The following is a 14,877-nucleotide window of genomic DNA, read 5'->3' as shown; positions in this document are numbered from 1 at the left end:
GCCTTGATAGGCGCGCAGCGGGTCGATCATCCAGCCCCAGCGCCCGGCGCAGATGGTCGCACGGCTTGCCCATGGGCTCGGCCCTGTGCCACACCTTGGGGACGCGGCGACAAGGGGGCGGGTGATGCGCGGCGAAGTGCTCCATTATGACGAGGACCAGGGCTTCGGCTTCATCACCGGATCCGACGGCAACCGCTACACCTTCACCCGCGAGAACCTTCGCCGGGAAACCGCGATGCCCAGGGGAACGGCGGTCGAGTTCCAGGCGGGCGGCGGCCAGGCCCGTGACGTTTTTTCGATCGCCGTCCAGGCCGCAAGCCCGGCCGCCGACGCCGCCGCCAGCGCCGCACCGGCTCAAGCCGATCCCGCGCCGGCTGCCGTCGCATCGCGGGCGCACCCCTTCGGCCGGTCGGCCGAGCCAGCCGGGCCCACGGATCTCTGGTCCTATTTCTGGCGAGCGATGACCGGGAACTATTTCAATTTCGCCGGCCGCGCCCGCCGCAAGGAATATTGGGCCTATTGCCTGTTCTGGACGATCGCGCTGCTGGTGGTCATCGGCGTCGGCGTTCTCATCGATGTCCAGATAGGCACTTTCGGCAGCATCGAGATACCGGTGGTGACGATCGGGCTGTTTGGCGCTTTCCTGCTGGCCACGTTCTTCCCCAGCCTCGGCATGATCGTGCGCCGCCTGCACGACCTCGGCCTGTCGGGCTGGCTCTGCCTGCTCATCCTGATCCCGACCTTCGGCAGCCTGATCATCCTGGTCTTCGCACTGATCCCGACACAGGGACGCGAAAACCAGTGGGGACCGGTGCCGGTGGGTGTGAGGATTTAGGGGGCAGTTTCCAAAGACTGAAATCTTTCTGACCTGAAACTGCATAGAAACAGGCGGTCAAGTCGTCCCCGGAGAGCCACCTTCAGCCGGTGATCGCGCGGGAGGCCGACCCGACGTCAGGCGTCAGGCGTCAGGTTTTAACACCTTCAGCGCGTCGCCCGAAAACCTGAGAAAAATCTTCTGGCCGTGCCGTTCGGCGCCGAGCCGCGCGTAGAAGCGCAGCGCGCCCTCGTTCCAGTCCTCGGTGGTCAGATCAATGCGGCCGATACCGTGGCTGAGGCAATGATCGGCGAGAAAATCGATGAGCGCCCGGCCGACGCCGGCGCCACGGACCTGGTCACGCACGAACAGATCCTTGAGGAACAGCAGCCGCTCGAGATCGACGCCCGGATGCGCGATCGCCACCGACGCCAACCCGCTGACCTCATCTTCAACGAAGGCGAGCGCAAAATGCGGATAGGCCGGGCTTTCCTCGCCAAGCCATTTGCGCGCCGCGGACAAAGCCCGCTCATGGTCGAGCGGTGGCTGCCGGTAATGCGCCGCCATGGCGCACAGCATGACCGCAAGTGCGGAGGCATCCGCGGCCGTCGCCCAACGGACGTCGACCGGCATGGGATCAGCCCAGGAACTTGGCGATGATCGCGTCACCCATCTCGACGGTTCCGACCTCGGTCATGCCGGCGGAGAGAATGTCCTTGGTGCGCAGGCCATCGTCGAGCACGGCGGCGATCGCGGCTTCGAGCTTGTCGGCTTCCGCGACCATGCCGAAGGAATAGCGCAGGCACATGGCGAAGGACGCGATCATGGCGATCGGGTTGGCGATGCCCTTGCCGGCAATGTCGGGCGCCGAACCGTGCACCGGCTCGTAGAGCGCCTTGCGCTTCTTGGTCTTGACGTCGGGCGCGCCGAGCGAGGCCGACGGCAGCATGCCGATCGAGCCGGTCAGCATGGCGGCGATGTCGGACAGCATGTCGCCGAACAGATTGTCGGTGACGATGACGTCGAACTGCTTTGGCCAGCGCACCAGCTGCATGCCGCCGGCGTCGGCCAGCATGTGGTCGAGCTTGACGTCGGCGTACCGCGCCTTGTGGGTCTGGGTGACGACCTCGTTCCACAGCACGCCGGACTTCATGACGTTGCGCTTTTCCATCGAGGTGACGTGGTTCTTGCGGGTCCGCGCCAGTTCGAAGGCGACGCCCGAAATGCGCTCGATCTCGAACGTGTCGTAGACCTGGGTGTCGATGCCGCGCTTCTGGCCGTTGCCGAGATCGATGATCTGCTTGGGCTCGCCGAAATAGACGCCGCCGGTGAGTTCGCGCACGATCAGGATGTCGAGGCCTTCGACCACCTCCTGCTTGAGCGAGGAGGACGCCGCCAGCGCCGGATAGCAGATGGCGGGGCGCAGATTGGCGAACAGCTCCATGTCCTTGCGCAGCCGCAGCAGGCCGGCTTCGGGGCGCACCTCGTAGGGCACCGCATCCCATTTCGGACCGCCGACGGCACCGAACAGCACCGCGTCCGCCGCCATCGCCTTGGCCATGTCGGCATCGGAAATGGCCGCACCATGCGCATCGTAGGCGCATCCGCCGACCAGGCCCTCATCGGTGGCGAAGCCGCTGCCGAGCTTTTCGTTCATGGCCGATATCAGTTTCTTGACCTCGGCCATGGCCTCGGGGCCGATGCCGTCGCCGGGGAGCAGGAAAAGATGCTTCGTTGCCATGGAGAAAACCGTCCCAGAAAAAGAATTTGAACCGCGGCCTTGCTAAACGCCAAGCGCTTGCGGCGCAAGCCTGCGCTTGAGAAGCGCATTCACCGATGCGAGAGAATGTTGACCAGCCGGCCCAGCGGATCGCGCACATAGAAGCGCCGTACACCCCAGGGCTCGTCGGCCGGGCCGTATTCGATGGCGAAGCCGGCTTCCTTCATGGCGGCAAGCGCCTCGTCGACATCGTCGACCTCGATCGACAGATCCGGCACCGGCGTGCCGGAGCCGCCTTGCTCCATGAAGCTGACCTGCACCTGCATTTGTTCCTTGGAACCGTAGGTGGCGATCCAGCCCCGATCCATCAGCACGTCGAGGCCCAGCACGTCATGATAGAAGCGCTTCGCCGCTACCGCATCCCGGGTCTCGATATTGGCAACGATGCGCCGGACCTTCACGGGCTTCCTCAAGATCCCGCAGCCGTCCGCCGCAGCGCCGTGACTTCGATCTCGATCTTCATTTCCGGCTTGTTGAGCTGGCAGACGATCATCGTCGCCGCCGGCCTGATGTCGCCGAACGTCTCGCCCAGGATCGGGAAAACCGCGTCCACAAAGGCCTGGTCGGTGATGTAGTAATGCGCCCGCACCACGTCGGCCATGTCGAAGCCGCCCTCCTTCAGCGCCTTGCCGATCGTCGCCAGGCAGTTGCGCGTCTGCGCCTCGACGGTCTCCGGCATCGTCATCGTCGCATAGTCGTAGCCGGTCGTCCCCGACACGAAGCACCAGTCGCCCTGCACCACGGCCCGCGAATAGCCGGCGGTCTTTTCGAACGGAGAGCCGGTGGAGATGAGTTTTCGCATGGATGTCCTCAAAAATCGGCGCCGCCACTTTGCAGACAAGACCTGATCCAGCCATGGGCCAACGCAGACCAATCGACGGTGCAATATCTCCAATGCCAGCGGGCCAGTTCTCTGCTCGCCGGGCGTTCGTCGTTCGGAAAGCCAAGCAATGTTGCTTCCCGTCCGAACTCGCCAACCCCTCCAAAGGGAATCTATCGTTTTCAACGAACACTGCAATTTCTGCTTGCATTTAGGAACAAAAGCGGAACTATAAGTATCCGCGAGAGCAGTCGCAGTAACTCTGGGGGGTCAGAGCCATGTTACGCCGCACCGACGCGCTGGCACGCGCATTTGTTGCCGGGCTATTGCGCGGGCCCCTGGTAGTCCTTGCAGTTGTTATCATGCTTGGTGCTCTGACCGCTCCGTCTTCGGCCGTTACACGGGACTATGCGCTTTGCTTCGGTGATGAAAAAGGCTCGGACGACGACAGCGGGCCCATCTACGGGAACGAAGCGAGCGTCGACGATGGCGCGGCCGACCGGCGCATCGCCGCCTGCTCGGTGATTGCAGAGGACACGACCGAAGCGTTGCTCCTGCGCGCCAAAGCTTACTTCTACCGAGCTTCCGCCCGGAACGACAAGGAAGACTGGGACGGTGCGATCGCCGACTATGGCGAGGCGATCGCGATCGATCCCAAGCAGGCTGCGGCCTACTTCAACCGTGGCGCCGACTGGTACAACAAGGGAGACGACGACCGCGCAATAGCCGACTTCGACGTCACCATAAGCTTGGAGCCGTCCGCCAGCGAGGCCTATTCCAGCCGCGGCGCGGCCTTCCTGCGCAAGGGCAATATCGACGCGGCTATGGTGGATTACCAGCAGGCGATCGAGGCCGATGCGCAAAACAGCGCGGCGCATACGGGACTCGGTCAGGCTTGGGACAGGAAAGGTGAGCGCGACAAGGCGAGCGCCGAATATGATGAGGCTATCCGGCTTGACCCGACCGACATGATCGCGCTTCTCAACCGCGCCCTCAACCGCCTCAACCGGGGTGAGTTCGATCAAGCGATGGCCGACTACGACGCCGCCATCGGTATCGACCCCAAGAGTGCCGAAGCCTATGCCAACCGCAGCGCGGCCTGGCTCAGCAAGGATGGCTGGTTGCGCGCGATCGCCGACGCCAGCAAAGCGATCCAACTCGATCCGGCGATCGTCGACGGCTATTATTTTCGAGGCCTCGCCTGGGCGAGCAATGGCAACAAAGATCGCGCCATCGCCGATTTCGGCAAGGCGATCGAGCTCGATGCGAACGATGCGCGATCCTGGTTCGTCCGTTCGCTGACGCGGGCGCTGAGCGGCGATGCCACCGGAGCCGCCGCCGACTGCCGAAAAGCCATCGCGCTCGATCCAGAGCGGGCCGGAACCTGCGGCGACCAGCTTGCCGGTGGCGACGGCAAGCCGACCTCGCCATAAGGCTTCAGCCGAATTTCACCGCTGCCTAAAGGCGCGAAGCAAGTCCGTCCGACCGGCCGGATGGCGGGCCCCCAACAGTGAGCCGGTGGAGGTCAGGCTCGCAGTTGGGCCAGGACGCCTGCGATATCGCCCATGCCCCAATGCTCGACGATGCGATCGTCTTGCACCCGGAAAATGTCGCATGAGGTGAAGCGAAGTGCCCGACCGGTCGGTGCGACGCCGAAATAGGCGCCCTTGTGCGTACCGCTGTAGACGAAACTCGCCGCGACATGGTCCTTGTCGGCGACCACGACTTCGATGTCGACCTTGAGATCCGGCATTGCCGCCAGCCGCGCCTTGAAGAAAGCCACAGTCGCCTGTTTCGGGGTGACATTCGCCGGCGGCGGTGCCGCGGCGCTTTGTTGATGATTCACATAGGTGTCGGCGAACAGTTCGGAGAAGCCGTCGATGTCGCCCGCGCTCAATGTCGCCGCGAACCGATCCGCCAGCGATTGCGGCGCGGTCGCCGCCCGGGCGAGAGCCGGTGTGAGCAAGCCGCCGCCAAGAAGCAGCGCGGCTGCCGTTACTTGTCGCCGATTCTGCATCGTGACCTCCGTCGGCAAATGGCAACGGGAAGACGCCCTGGCGACCCGTTAATTCGGCGACCCAAGCGCCTTGTCCAGCGCTTCCTTGACATCTGCCGGCCATGTCGCCGTCGGCGGCCAGGCGTCCGGCTCGGGCTTGTCGCCGCGGCGGGCGAAGTAGAGCTTGTGCTTGGCCGGGTCGACCGCCATGAAGCCGTCATTGCCGCCGCAATCATGCGGCACGCAGCCGCTGGCATAGAAGACGCCGGACGCGGTCTTTTCGGTGCCGCCGCCGACCAGCAGGCTGGTCGCCATGTCGGGCATGTCCTTGCCGAGCAGCTTTTCGGCTTCCTTGTAGACGGCCTCATTGTGGAAGGCGTCGATGATGTTGTCGTATTTCGACGGGTCGATATCCTTCCAGTCGGTGCCGGGTTCGGGCATGTAGATCAGATTGCCTGATGTGGTCAGCCCCGATGTCGGCGACCATTGCAAGGCCGGCTTCTCATCGCCCGGCAGCAGATAGGGCACGAAATAAATGGCGCTGTCGGAGATTGCCGCCGGTGGCGCGCCGCATTCGTCCTGCTCGACCGTCGTGGTCTGGATCTCGCCACCTTCCGGCTTCCACACGATGACCTTTACCGGGCCGCATTGATTGCCGCCGTCGCCGACATCGACCAGCGCCACATTGACGTCGCCGATCTTCACGATCTTGTCGAAGAAGACATCGTAGTTGCTGGCCAACTGCTTGCCGTCATAGGCGAGCACCTTCTCGCCATCCTGCTCCGGCTGCGTGATGGTCAGTTGGCCGCCCTCGAACGGTATCGGCGCCTGGCTGTCATTGTCGGCGGGCGCCGCGTCGCTGGTGCTTGACGATCCCGGGTCGGCCGGCTTCTGGGCTGCCGCGGGCGTCTGCTGCGCGGCGGGCGTCTGCGTCTGCGCGAAGCCGCCCATGGTGGGAACCAGCAACAAGGCCAGCCCGCAAACGCTGGCAAGAAGCGAACGTGCCATGACTATCCCTCCCCTCAGTCGATGCGAGCCCGGCCTGAAAGCGGCCGGGATCGGATGGTGCCGCTCAGGCCCAGGGGCGCTGCTCGGCGTTGCGCTTCTCGAACGAGGCGATGGCGCCGGCCTTCTCCATGGTCAGGCCGATGTCGTCGAGGCCGTTGAGCATGCAGTGCCGCTTGAAGTCGTCGAGGTCGAAGGTGACGACGCCGCCATCGGGGCCGCGGATCTCCTTGGCCTCGAGGTCGATCGACAGAGTTGCGTTGGAGCCGCGCGAGGCGTCGTCCATCAGCTTCTCGAGATCCTCGGGGCTGACGGTGATCGGCAGCACGCCGTTCTTGAAGCAGTTGTTGTAGAAGATGTCGGCGAACGAGGTCGAGATAACGCAGCGTATGCCGAAATCGAGCAGCGCCCACGGCGCGTGCTCGCGGCTCGAACCGCAGCCGAAATTGTCGCCGGCAACGAGGATCTGCGCCTTGCGGTAGGCCGGCTTGTTCAGCACGAAATCCGGGTTTTCCGAACCGTCATCCTTGTAACGCATCTCGGCGAACAGGCCGGTGCCGAGCCCGGTGCGCTTGATCGTCTTCAGATAATCCTTCGGGATGATCATGTCGGTGTCGACATTGACGATCGGCATCGGAGCGGCGACGCCGGTGAGCTTGGTGAATTTTTCCATGGCTTTGGCCCGTGTTTTCGTTGCGGGGGATTTGCTGAAGCTCCGTTTACACAAAGCCGCTGGCAAATAAAAGCCAACTGTTCGTGCGCGCCGGCACAAGGGGTGATGCATGACGCCCAAAATGGCTGCGGTTTTGCAAAGGCTGATGTTTTCCGCGGTGCCGCATCGCGTCGCCACGACGCGAGATCTTGCCGCTTGACATGCAACCAAATGGTTGCATATTAAAGCCATGAGCATGGATGCAGTCTTTCGCGCGTTGGCCGACCCGACACGCCGGCAATTGCTGGACAGCCTCCACGCCAGGAACGGGCAGACGCTGAACGCGCTTTGCGCGGAGATGGACATGACGCGACAGGCGGTGACCAAGCATCTGGCGATCCTGGAGGAAGCAAACCTCGTCACCACCATCCGCAAGGGGCGCGAGAAGGAGCATTACCTCAACCCGGTTCCGATCAACGAGATCGCCGAGCGCTGGATCGGCAAATTCGAGCGGGGGCAATTGACCGCCCTCAGCGACTTGAAGAGACGCCTCGAAAGGAAAGACTGATGAGCAACAGCTTCGTTTACGTGACCTACATCCGCACCACGGCCGAAAAGCTCTGGGAGGCCCTGACCGACCCGGAGTTCAACCGGCAGTTCTTCCTCTGCTCCTATCAGGAGAGCGAGTGGAAAGTGGGTGCCAGCTGGAAGCTGATCCTGCCTGACGGACGTGTCGCCGACAGCGGCGAGATTCTTGAGATCGACCCGCCGCGGCGCCTGGTCATCAAATGGCGCAATGAATGGATGCCCGAGGTCAGGGAAGACGGCTACACGCGCTGCACCTTCACCATCGAGCAGGATGGCGAACTGATGAAGCTCGCCGTGACCCATGAAGCGGACGGGCCGCACAAACTGATCGGCAACGTCGCCAGGGGCTGGCCGCTGGTGCTGGCCAGCCTCAAGAGCCTGCTTGAGACCGGCAAGGGCTTTGAGCGCCCGCCATCGAAAGGATGAAAGGATCGTTTCGGTAGCGAAACGAATTGGAGGCATCGATGATGCATGATCCCTGGGTACAGAGCATGACCAATGGCGAGACGATCATGGCATCGGCCGAGATCGAGGCGCCGCCGGAACGCGTCTTCCGGGCACTGGTCGGCAAGGAAGTCGAGCAATGGTGGGGGTCCGCCGACAGCTACCGGATGGTCGATTGGTCGGCCGATCTTCGCGTCGGCGGCCGCTGGACGGCCACTGCGCGTGGCGCCGACGGCAGGGACCTGCCGGCCAGCGGCGAATTCGTCGAGATCGAGGCGCCGCGCCGGATCGTGCAGACGCGAGCTTACGCATGGGACCATCCCACGCTTGGCCGGCGGCAAACCATGCTTGCCTGGCTGCTGCAGCCGACCGCCAGGGGCACGCGCCTGACCATCTGTCATGGCGGTTTCGCCGGGCTGGCCGAAGCGGCGACCGAGCATGCCGAGGATTGGGGCCGGGTGCTGGCTTGGCTGCAGGCGTATCTGGCCGGGAGGCTGGCGGCGGCTTGAGAAGCAGGTCAGTGGCAGCGACGCTTCACGCTCTCTCGTCTTGACCCGCACCGCCTCTGGTCCACATCCCCATGCATGGAAAGACAGGGATGCTTCATAGGCACGGCCGGCTGGGGAATTCCAACCCGGAACAAGGAAGACTTCCCGCAGCCAGGATCACATCTCGAACGTTACGCCAGGCGTTTTCAGATCGTCGAGATCGACACGTCCTTCTACAAGCCGCATCGCCGCGAGACCTATGAACGCTGGGCAAGTTCCGTCCCGGAGCATTTCCGCTTCGCCGTGAAGACGCCGAAGGCCATGACCCACGAGCATCGTCTTGTGGATTGCGATGCGCTTGCCGAAGTGTTTCTCCAGCAGGTCGAGGGTCTTGGCGAAAAGCTGGGCGTGCTTCTGGTGCAACTGCCGCCGAGCTTGCCGTTCGAGCCAGACATCGCTGGCGGCTTCTTCGACATGCTGAGCAAGCGGACAAAGGCAAGGCTGGCCTGTGAACCACGCCATCCCAGCTGGTTCGAAGCGGCAGCGGAAACGCTTCTGGCCCGCCGCCAGGTTGCACGTGTGGCCGCCGACCCGGCGCCGGTCCCTGCCGCGGCAGTGCCGGGCGGCTGGTCCGGCCTTGCCTATTTTCGCTGGCATGGCGTGCCGCGTGTCTATTACTCGGACTACGACGCCGAAAGCCTCGACCGGATCGGCCGCCAAGTGCAGGAAACGGCAGCATCGGGCGGCGAGGTCTGGGGCATCTTCGACAACACGGCCGAAGGCCACGCGCTTGGCAACGCTCTCAAGGTTGATGCGATGATATCCCCCCTCATTCCAGGGCGGAGCAAAGCGGCGCGGACCCTGGAATGACGAAGGACCTGGCCCGCCTCGCGAATTCTGAGCGCCGTCCAGTCCCCTCAAATCACATTCAGTTCCCGGAATGCCCTTCCTTCGGCCACGCGTTCGTAGCCGAACGCCGAGCAGTCGATCGTCCGATACCCGCCATGCACGACGAGTTCCGCCAGCGCCTTGCCCACCGCCGGCGCCTGCTGCAGGCCGTGGCCGGAAAAGCCGTTTGCGAAGAGGAAATTGCCGACCTCGGGATGCGGGCCGATCACGGCGTTCTGATCCAGCGTGTTGTAGTCATAATGCCCGGCCCAGGCGCGGGTCGGCTTGATCGCCTCGAAGGCCGGAATGCGGGTAGCCAGCGCCGGCCAGATCACCTCTTCGAACAGCGGCCAGTTGACCTCGAAATCGGCGGGATCGGCCGGACCGTCGATCTCTTCCGGCTCGGCACCGCCAGTGAGGTAGACCGAGCCTTCAGGGCGCACATAAATGCCGGAGGGATCGACCAGCAGCGGCATGTCGGCATATTTCTCGCGCGCCTCGAAGACGAAGACGTTGCGCTTGCGCGGCTCGACCGGCAGCGCCAGCCCGGCGAAAGCCGCGACATTGCCGGCGTTCGGCCCGGCCGCATTGACGACGATGCCGCCGGCAAGCGTCTGGCCATTGTCGAGGGAGACGCCGGTGACGCGGTTGCCGTCGCGCGCAATGGCGGTGACTGAAGCGGCGATGAAATCGATCTTCTTGTCGCGCAGAGCCTTACGGAACAGCATCAGCATCGCATGCGCGTCGAACCAGCCTTCGCCGGTCCGGCCATAGGCGCCGGCGGAGATGCCTTCGGTCGACAGCCACGCGAAACGCCGCGCCAACTGCTCGGCGTCCTCGAGCACGATGTCGGCGCCCTCGGCCATCTGCGCCTCGTGATTGGCCTTGAGGATCGGCAGGCCGTCCTCCCCGGCGAGGATGAGGTAGCCGCCCTCGCGAAATCCGATATCGGCGTCCGCGCCGAACTCTTCCTTCAGCCGCCGGAACAGTTTCAGGGTGAACTGCGACAGCCGGATGTTTTCCGGGATGGAGAATTGCTGGCGGATCGAGGCCATGGACAGTGTCGTTGCCGCGTGGGCGAATTGCGGGTCGCGCTCGATCAGCGCTATGGAGCCGGAAAACCCTTCCTCGCGCAGGTAGTAGGCGATGGAGGACCCGACGATGGCCCCGCCGATGATGACGATGTCGTAGCGCATTTTTTCTCCGATCCGGTCGCCAGCCTCTCTACGTCGCCGGCAGAATGATCTCGAAGCGCGTGCCGCGTTCGGAGTCAACCAGCCCGATCGAGCCATCATGCGCTTTCAGGAGGGCCAGCACGATGCCGAGGCCCATGCCGGTGCCGCCGGTGGAACGCCGCGTGGTGAAGAACGGCTCGAAGATGCGCGCCCGGTTGCTCGGCGAAATGCCGGCGCCGTCGTCGCCGACCAGCACCGTTGCCTTGCCGCCGGTACTTGCCGCCGTGATCGAAACCAGTGTCGCGCCGTGCCTGGCGGAATTGTCGATGAGATTGGCAAGCACGATTGCTCCGTTCTCGCCCGATATGCGCAGGGCCAGGTCGCCGCCGGCCTCGACGCGGACCGCCAGCCTGCTGTCGACGGGCAGCAGCGCCAGCGCGGCATCGATCGAGGTGCTTTCGCCGCTGGGTGCGAGGTTTTCGGCTTTCGCCAGGTCGAGGAGCCGGCGCACCAGAAGATTGAGCCGCCCGGCATCGGTGACGATATTGTTGGAGAAGCGCCGCCGCTCGACATCATCCATCGCGCTGCCGGAATCGCGCAGCAGTTCCGCCGCGCCCTGGATCGCCGTCAGCGGCGACTTGAGCTCGTGCGAGACATGGGTGGCGAAGGTCTGGATCGAGTCCGAGCGCGCCTGCAGCTTTTCGGCCATGTCGAGGAAGGCGGCGGAAAGCTCGGCCATCTCGTGGGTGCCGTGGTGGTCGAGCGGCCGGATCGCGTCGCGCTCGCCGGCGGCGATGCGCTGGGTGCGGTCGATCAGCGCATAGATCGGCCGGCTGACGGTCCGCAGGAAGACGAGGCCGATGAGCAGCGTGCCGCCGAGAATGGCGATCGCCGCCAAGGTCACCTTGCCGCGTTCGCCATAGAGATGCTTGACGATGTTGTTGGGCGTCCGCGACACGTAAACCACGCCTGCCACCTTGCCGTCGACGGCCACCGGCATGGCGACGAAGACACGCACCCTGGTGCCGCGGCTGACCGAATAGAGCGGCGGCGCCGGCTGGTCGGGGATGCGCAGTCGCAACGCACTGTCATAGCGGCCGGCAAGCGCCTCGCGAACCTCCTCCACATTGGCCAGCGACTGCCCGATCTCGTTGCGCCCGGCAATGACGACGCCCGCGGGGTCGAGCAGCCGGAAGCCGGCCAGCGTGGTTTTCTGCGTCGCGTCGAGAATGCCTGACAGGCGCGTACCGATCGCGGCGAAGGCGGGATCGGCGGTGGCTGGTATCGCCGCCGGCCGGGTCGGAAGCACGGAGTCGGAGGCGAGATCGAGGCGTGGCTCGATTGGCCGGTAGGGTCCGTCGATATTGGCGCCTCGGCTCGCACTTCCGTCCGGCTGCGGCATCGGCGCGCCAAGCTTGTCCGGCGCAATGCCCGCGTCACGCACCTCCTGCGCGTAGATGGCGGCGATCGCCGCCCCTTGCGCGATCAGCTCCGCCTCGGTCTGCCGGATCAGCTGGTTCTCGTAGAGGCGGAAGAAGAACAGGCCGACCAGCGGCAGCGCCATCACCAGGATCAGGATGGCGACGACGACCGTGGCAAGCCGTGGCCGCCATTTGCGGCCGATCCATTTGCTCGTCAGCCGCATCGGCCGAGCCGGAAGCCGACGCCATGCACGGTCTCGATGACCTCCTGGCAACCGACCGCCGCCAGCTTGGCGCGGATGTTGCGGATATGGCTGTCGACCGTGCGGTCGGCGACATGGATTTTTCCGGCATAGGCATTGGCCATCACCGCGTCACGGCCGAGCACATGCGTCGGCCGCGCCAGAAACCCTTTCAGGATCGAGAACTCGATGCCCGTCAGGGCAAGCGGCTCACCGTTGAAGGCGGCCGCGTGGCTGGCCGGCGCCAGCGTGAGCTTGCCATGCGAAAACTGCGTGTCGTCGGCGGGTTGGGGCACCGCCGGGCGCGCGCGGCGCAGGATGACGTTGACACGGGCGACGAGCTCGCGCGGGCTGAACGGCTTCGTCACATAGTCGTCGCCGCCCATTTCGAGACCGAGGATGCGGTCGATCTCTTCGTCTCGCGCGGACAGGAACAGCACCGGCACATCGGATCGCTGCCTGAGCCGCCGGCAGACCTCCAGCCCGTCCATCTCGGGCATGCCGATGTCGAGCACGATGAGGTCGGGCGGATGCCGTTCGACCGCCTGCAGGGCGGCGGCGCCATCGGAAACGGCTGAAGTCTTCATGCCGGCCTTTTCCAGCGCGAAGCAGATCACTTCGCGGATATGCGGATCATCGTCGGCGACGAGGATGTGATGCGGCATTGATCAGCGGCCCGGCAAGGAAGGTTGCGGAGGCTGAGGAAGCACGAGCGACCCCTTGCTGTCGAGATATCGAAGCAGGCGCCAGTCGCGAAAGCTCCAGGCACGCCAGTTCTGCTGGACGGTGCGATACCAGTCTTCGTCACTGGTCCGCAATCCTTCAAGTTCGCGGACAGCGCCCGCGGCAGGCGTTTTGCCCTGATGATCGAAGAAACGATCGAGCGCCGCAAACGCGCCCGGACCGAGCGAGCGCAGATACCAGGCGTCGAGGGGAATGCCCTGGCCGGTCATTTCGAAGGAATGGTCGACATTGTAGTTGGCGATCGCGGCCGCGAAGTTGATGAAGCAGCAGGCATAGAGCATCGCCGATAACGTCAGAAGATTGGCGGACAAGAGCCATTCATTGGATTTTCCAAGCGCGATGCGGGCGATGATGAGCACAAGGCCCGCCGCCACCAGCACCATCCAGACGAAGGCGGCGATGCGCCAGTAGGTCAGCGCGTAGATGCCGACATAGAGGTCGAGCCGCAGGATCGACGAGATGACCAGCATGATGTTCTGCGCCACCCAGACATAGACCAGCCGGCGGATGACGGGATCCCCTGAGGTCTCGCTGCCGGGCCTGAGCGCCGCCAGGACAAAACCGGCTGCAAGCAGCGCCGTGACGATCAGGGGATAGGCGCCGCGATGCGCATAGGCGGCGTAGCTCAACCCGTCGGGAAGCGCTGCCCCGCCCCACAGATAGGTGGCGTCGAGCCCGGTCTGCAGCGCGAACAGGATGTTGAAGACGACGAGCGCGCGCAGGATGGCTGCCTTGCCGAACACCATGTCCTCGACGACGTGCCTGTCCGGGACGGCTGCCGGTTGGGCATCGGCACGGGGATGGTTCGGCCGAGGGGTGCGCCGCCGGAATCGCGGCAGGCGTGGCCGCAGGAAAGCCCAGACGCCGGCGAGCACGAACAGCCAGAAGGCAATCCGGGCCAGCTGGATGAGATCGAGCAGCTTCATCAGGTCGATCAGCGACAGCCAGTGGTCGATGACCGGGTTGGCGGCGCCGAACAGCGCCAGGAAGACAGCGCCCAGCGTCAGCGGCATCACCCAGACCGCGATCGCCGCCAGCCGGATGCGGCGCCCGCCGAACCGGCGCGCGGCCTTGCGCCAGCGGATGAAGTCATTGGCGAACCGGAACGGTGCCGCCAGCCAGAACAGTACGATCTGGCCGGCAATGCGGGCGGCGCGGTGTCGCAAGCGGCCGCTCAGCGAAAGCGCGAACACGACCTGGGCCGCCAGCGCGATCGCTACCGACAGGGCGCTGACGTTTTCAGCGAGCGGAAGCAACGCGACAAGCAAGGCGGCGGACTTGAGCCAGACCCTGCCGTCGCTGAAGGCCGCGGGATGCACCGCCACGACCGCGGCGGCGATCAGGAGGGCGAACAAGAAAACCGTGATGCCGGCGGGCTGGCCATAGAAGAGAAAATCCGCCAGCACGACCAGCAGCACGGCAACGCCGAAGCGGCTGCAATAGCTTGGTGCCGCTGTGAAGAACGATGTCATGAGCTGACCTTCCTAATGGCATCTGGCCTGATGGCATCTGGCCTGATCGCATCCGGCCGCATTGGCGGCGGGCTCTTGCGGACAAAGGGAATGAGGATCGCCGCGGGATTGGCGCGCGGCGGATCGGCCAGCCACCAGCCGTCGCTGCGCAGCCGGTAGGGCAAGGACCAGGTTTTTGCTCGCTTGTGCATGCCCCCCGTCTCGCAGGCCGGTGGGGAAGCGATGCGGCGGATTCGAGGAGCTTTTCCGCAGGCCTGTGCAGTTTTCGTGCAGGGCTCTTTCCTCTCCCTCCGGAGGGGGAGAGGTGGCTCGGCGAAGCCGAGACGGAGTGGGGGAACCACCTGGCAA

The 14,877-nt window shown here is 64.6% G+C and carries 18 protein-coding genes; 6 read left to right on the top strand and 12 right to left on the bottom strand.

The annotated features are described in order from the left end of the window. Positions 1–124: 124 nt before the first annotated feature. Positions 125–835, top strand: a complete 711-nt coding sequence (locus EB230_RS05120; RefSeq protein WP_172371678.1) for a DUF805 domain-containing protein — start codon at positions 125–127, stop codon at positions 833–835. Positions 836–958: 123 nt separating this feature from the next. Here the strand turns inward: EB230_RS05120 and EB230_RS05115 are convergent, their stop codons facing one another. The 4 genes from EB230_RS05115 to EB230_RS05100 all read right to left on the bottom strand — a co-directional run bounded on the left by EB230_RS05115 (position 959) and on the right by EB230_RS05100 (position 3,396). Next, positions 959–1,447: a GNAT family N-acetyltransferase gene (locus EB230_RS05115; protein WP_172371676.1), complete on the bottom strand. Its 489-nt coding sequence runs from the start codon at positions 1,445–1,447 to the stop codon at positions 959–961. 4 nt (positions 1,448–1,451) lie between these two features. After that, positions 1,452–2,555, bottom strand: a complete 1,104-nt coding sequence (gene leuB, locus EB230_RS05110) for a 3-isopropylmalate dehydrogenase (RefSeq protein WP_172371674.1) — start codon at positions 2,553–2,555, stop codon at positions 1,452–1,454. Positions 2,556–2,644: 89 nt separating this feature from the next. After that, a complete protein-coding gene (locus EB230_RS05105; protein WP_172375000.1) occupies positions 2,645–2,995 on the bottom strand; it encodes a VOC family protein in 351 nt (116 codons plus the stop codon). 8 nt (positions 2,996–3,003) lie between these two features. Beyond that, the gene (locus EB230_RS05100; RefSeq protein WP_056574426.1) at positions 3,004–3,396 is read right to left on the bottom strand and encodes a RidA family protein; all 393 of its coding nucleotides are present in this window, start codon (positions 3,394–3,396) and stop codon (positions 3,004–3,006) included. A gap of 296 nt (positions 3,397–3,692) precedes the next feature. Here EB230_RS05100 and EB230_RS05095 point away from each other — a divergent pair, with 296 nt between their 5' ends. Continuing rightward, positions 3,693–4,847 carry a tetratricopeptide repeat protein gene (locus EB230_RS05095; protein WP_246738916.1) on the top strand — a complete coding sequence of 385 codons (1,155 nt, stop codon included), beginning with the start codon at positions 3,693–3,695 and terminating at the stop codon, positions 4,845–4,847. 92 nt (positions 4,848–4,939) lie between these two features. On the opposite strand, the gene EB230_RS05090 is transcribed toward EB230_RS05095, so the two are convergent. The 3 genes from EB230_RS05090 to leuD form a co-directional block, all read right to left on the bottom strand. Next, positions 4,940–5,431: an ester cyclase gene (locus EB230_RS05090; RefSeq protein WP_155772495.1), complete on the bottom strand. Its 492-nt coding sequence runs from the start codon at positions 5,429–5,431 to the stop codon at positions 4,940–4,942. Between the two features lie 48 nt (positions 5,432–5,479). Continuing rightward, positions 5,480–6,418 carry a hypothetical protein gene (locus tag EB230_RS05085; RefSeq protein WP_056574417.1) on the bottom strand — a complete coding sequence of 313 codons (939 nt, stop codon included), beginning with the start codon at positions 6,416–6,418 and terminating at the stop codon, positions 5,480–5,482. 64 nt (positions 6,419–6,482) lie between these two features. After that, positions 6,483–7,088, bottom strand: a complete 606-nt coding sequence (gene leuD, locus EB230_RS05080; RefSeq protein ID WP_056574414.1) for a 3-isopropylmalate dehydratase small subunit — start codon at positions 7,086–7,088, stop codon at positions 6,483–6,485. 235 nt (positions 7,089–7,323) lie between these two features. Here leuD and EB230_RS05075 point away from each other — a divergent pair, with 235 nt between their 5' ends. From EB230_RS05075 to EB230_RS05060, 4 genes are all read left to right on the top strand, one after another. Beyond that, positions 7,324–7,635, top strand: coding sequence for a metalloregulator ArsR/SmtB family transcription factor (locus EB230_RS05075; protein ID WP_056576380.1), 312 nt, complete (start codon positions 7,324–7,326; stop codon positions 7,633–7,635). Beyond that, positions 7,635–8,081 (top strand): SRPBCC family protein, encoded by a 447-nt coding sequence (locus EB230_RS05070; protein ID WP_056574411.1) that lies wholly within the window; start codon positions 7,635–7,637, stop codon positions 8,079–8,081. Before EB230_RS05075 ends, EB230_RS05070 begins: the two co-directional genes overlap by 1 nt. A 38-nt stretch (positions 8,082–8,119) precedes the next feature. Next, entirely contained in the window at positions 8,120–8,608 is a 489-nt protein-coding gene (locus tag EB230_RS05065) for an SRPBCC domain-containing protein (RefSeq protein ID WP_056574408.1), read from the top strand. A gap of 75 nt (positions 8,609–8,683) precedes the next feature. Next, the gene (locus EB230_RS05060) at positions 8,684–9,457 is read left to right on the top strand and encodes a DUF72 domain-containing protein (protein WP_172371672.1); all 774 of its coding nucleotides are present in this window, start codon (positions 8,684–8,686) and stop codon (positions 9,455–9,457) included. Positions 9,458–9,504: 47 nt separating this feature from the next. Here the strand turns inward: EB230_RS05060 and EB230_RS05055 are convergent, their stop codons facing one another. From EB230_RS05055 to EB230_RS05035, 5 genes are read right to left on the bottom strand one after another with little or no spacing between them, the layout of a single operon-like run. Then, a complete protein-coding gene (locus EB230_RS05055) occupies positions 9,505–10,671 on the bottom strand; it encodes an FAD-binding oxidoreductase (RefSeq protein ID WP_172371670.1) in 1,167 nt (388 codons plus the stop codon). A 28-nt stretch (positions 10,672–10,699) separates the two neighbouring features. Then, entirely contained in the window at positions 10,700–12,295 is a 1,596-nt protein-coding gene (locus EB230_RS05050) for an ATP-binding protein (RefSeq protein WP_172371668.1), read from the bottom strand. Next, positions 12,286–12,978 carry a response regulator transcription factor gene (locus tag EB230_RS05045; protein WP_056574398.1) on the bottom strand — a complete coding sequence of 231 codons (693 nt, stop codon included), beginning with the start codon at positions 12,976–12,978 and terminating at the stop codon, positions 12,286–12,288. The genes EB230_RS05050 and EB230_RS05045 overlap by 10 nt, the downstream gene beginning before the upstream one ends. Positions 12,979–12,981: 3 nt before the next feature. After that, complete coding sequence (locus tag EB230_RS05040) at positions 12,982–14,529, bottom strand: DUF4173 domain-containing protein (protein WP_172371666.1); 1,548 nt, start codon at positions 14,527–14,529, stop codon at positions 12,982–12,984. After that, positions 14,526–14,720 carry a hypothetical protein gene (locus tag EB230_RS05035; protein WP_172371664.1) on the bottom strand — a complete coding sequence of 65 codons (195 nt, stop codon included), beginning with the start codon at positions 14,718–14,720 and terminating at the stop codon, positions 14,526–14,528. Before EB230_RS05035 ends, EB230_RS05040 begins: the two co-directional genes overlap by 4 nt. Positions 14,721–14,877 lie beyond the last annotated feature (157 nt).

The organism is Mesorhizobium sp. NZP2234, from assembly GCF_013170765.1.
GTDB classification, from domain to species: Bacteria; Pseudomonadota; Alphaproteobacteria; order Rhizobiales; family Rhizobiaceae; genus Mesorhizobium; species Mesorhizobium loti_D.
Note: the sequence above shows the minus strand (reverse complement) of the source record. Positions and strands in the feature narration are given on the sequence as shown.

Coding starts and splice junctions, on each gene's coding strand:
- EB230_RS05120 (WP_172371678.1), top strand. CDS start 125: ATGCGCGGCGAAGTGCTCCATTATGACGAGGACCAGGGCTTCGGCTTC.
- EB230_RS05115 (WP_172371676.1), bottom strand. CDS start 1,447: ATGCCGGTCGACGTCCGTTGGGCGACGGCCGCGGATGCCTCCGCACTT.
- leuB (WP_172371674.1), bottom strand. CDS start 2,555: ATGGCAACGAAGCATCTTTTCCTGCTCCCCGGCGACGGCATCGGCCCC.
- EB230_RS05100 (WP_056574426.1), bottom strand. CDS start 3,396: ATGCGAAAACTCATCTCCACCGGCTCTCCGTTCGAAAAGACCGCCGGC.
- EB230_RS05095 (WP_246738916.1), top strand. CDS start 3,693: ATGTTACGCCGCACCGACGCGCTGGCACGCGCATTTGTTGCCGGGCTA.
- EB230_RS05090 (WP_155772495.1), bottom strand. CDS start 5,431: ATGCAGAATCGGCGACAAGTAACGGCAGCCGCGCTGCTTCTTGGCGGC.
- EB230_RS05085 (WP_056574417.1), bottom strand. CDS start 6,418: ATGGCACGTTCGCTTCTTGCCAGCGTTTGCGGGCTGGCCTTGTTGCTG.
- leuD (WP_056574414.1), bottom strand. CDS start 7,088: ATGGAAAAATTCACCAAGCTCACCGGCGTCGCCGCTCCGATGCCGATC.
- EB230_RS05075 (WP_056576380.1), top strand. CDS start 7,324: ATGGATGCAGTCTTTCGCGCGTTGGCCGACCCGACACGCCGGCAATTG.
- EB230_RS05070 (WP_056574411.1), top strand. CDS start 7,635: ATGAGCAACAGCTTCGTTTACGTGACCTACATCCGCACCACGGCCGAA.
- EB230_RS05065 (WP_056574408.1), top strand. CDS start 8,120: ATGATGCATGATCCCTGGGTACAGAGCATGACCAATGGCGAGACGATC.
- EB230_RS05060 (WP_172371672.1), top strand. CDS start 8,684: ATGGAAAGACAGGGATGCTTCATAGGCACGGCCGGCTGGGGAATTCCA.
- EB230_RS05055 (WP_172371670.1), bottom strand. CDS start 10,671: ATGCGCTACGACATCGTCATCATCGGCGGGGCCATCGTCGGGTCCTCC.
- EB230_RS05050 (WP_172371668.1), bottom strand. CDS start 12,295: ATGCGGCTGACGAGCAAATGGATCGGCCGCAAATGGCGGCCACGGCTT.
- EB230_RS05045 (WP_056574398.1), bottom strand. CDS start 12,978: ATGCCGCATCACATCCTCGTCGCCGACGATGATCCGCATATCCGCGAA.
- EB230_RS05040 (WP_172371666.1), bottom strand. CDS start 14,529: ATGACATCGTTCTTCACAGCGGCACCAAGCTATTGCAGCCGCTTCGGC.
- EB230_RS05035 (WP_172371664.1), bottom strand. CDS start 14,720: ATGCACAAGCGAGCAAAAACCTGGTCCTTGCCCTACCGGCTGCGCAGC.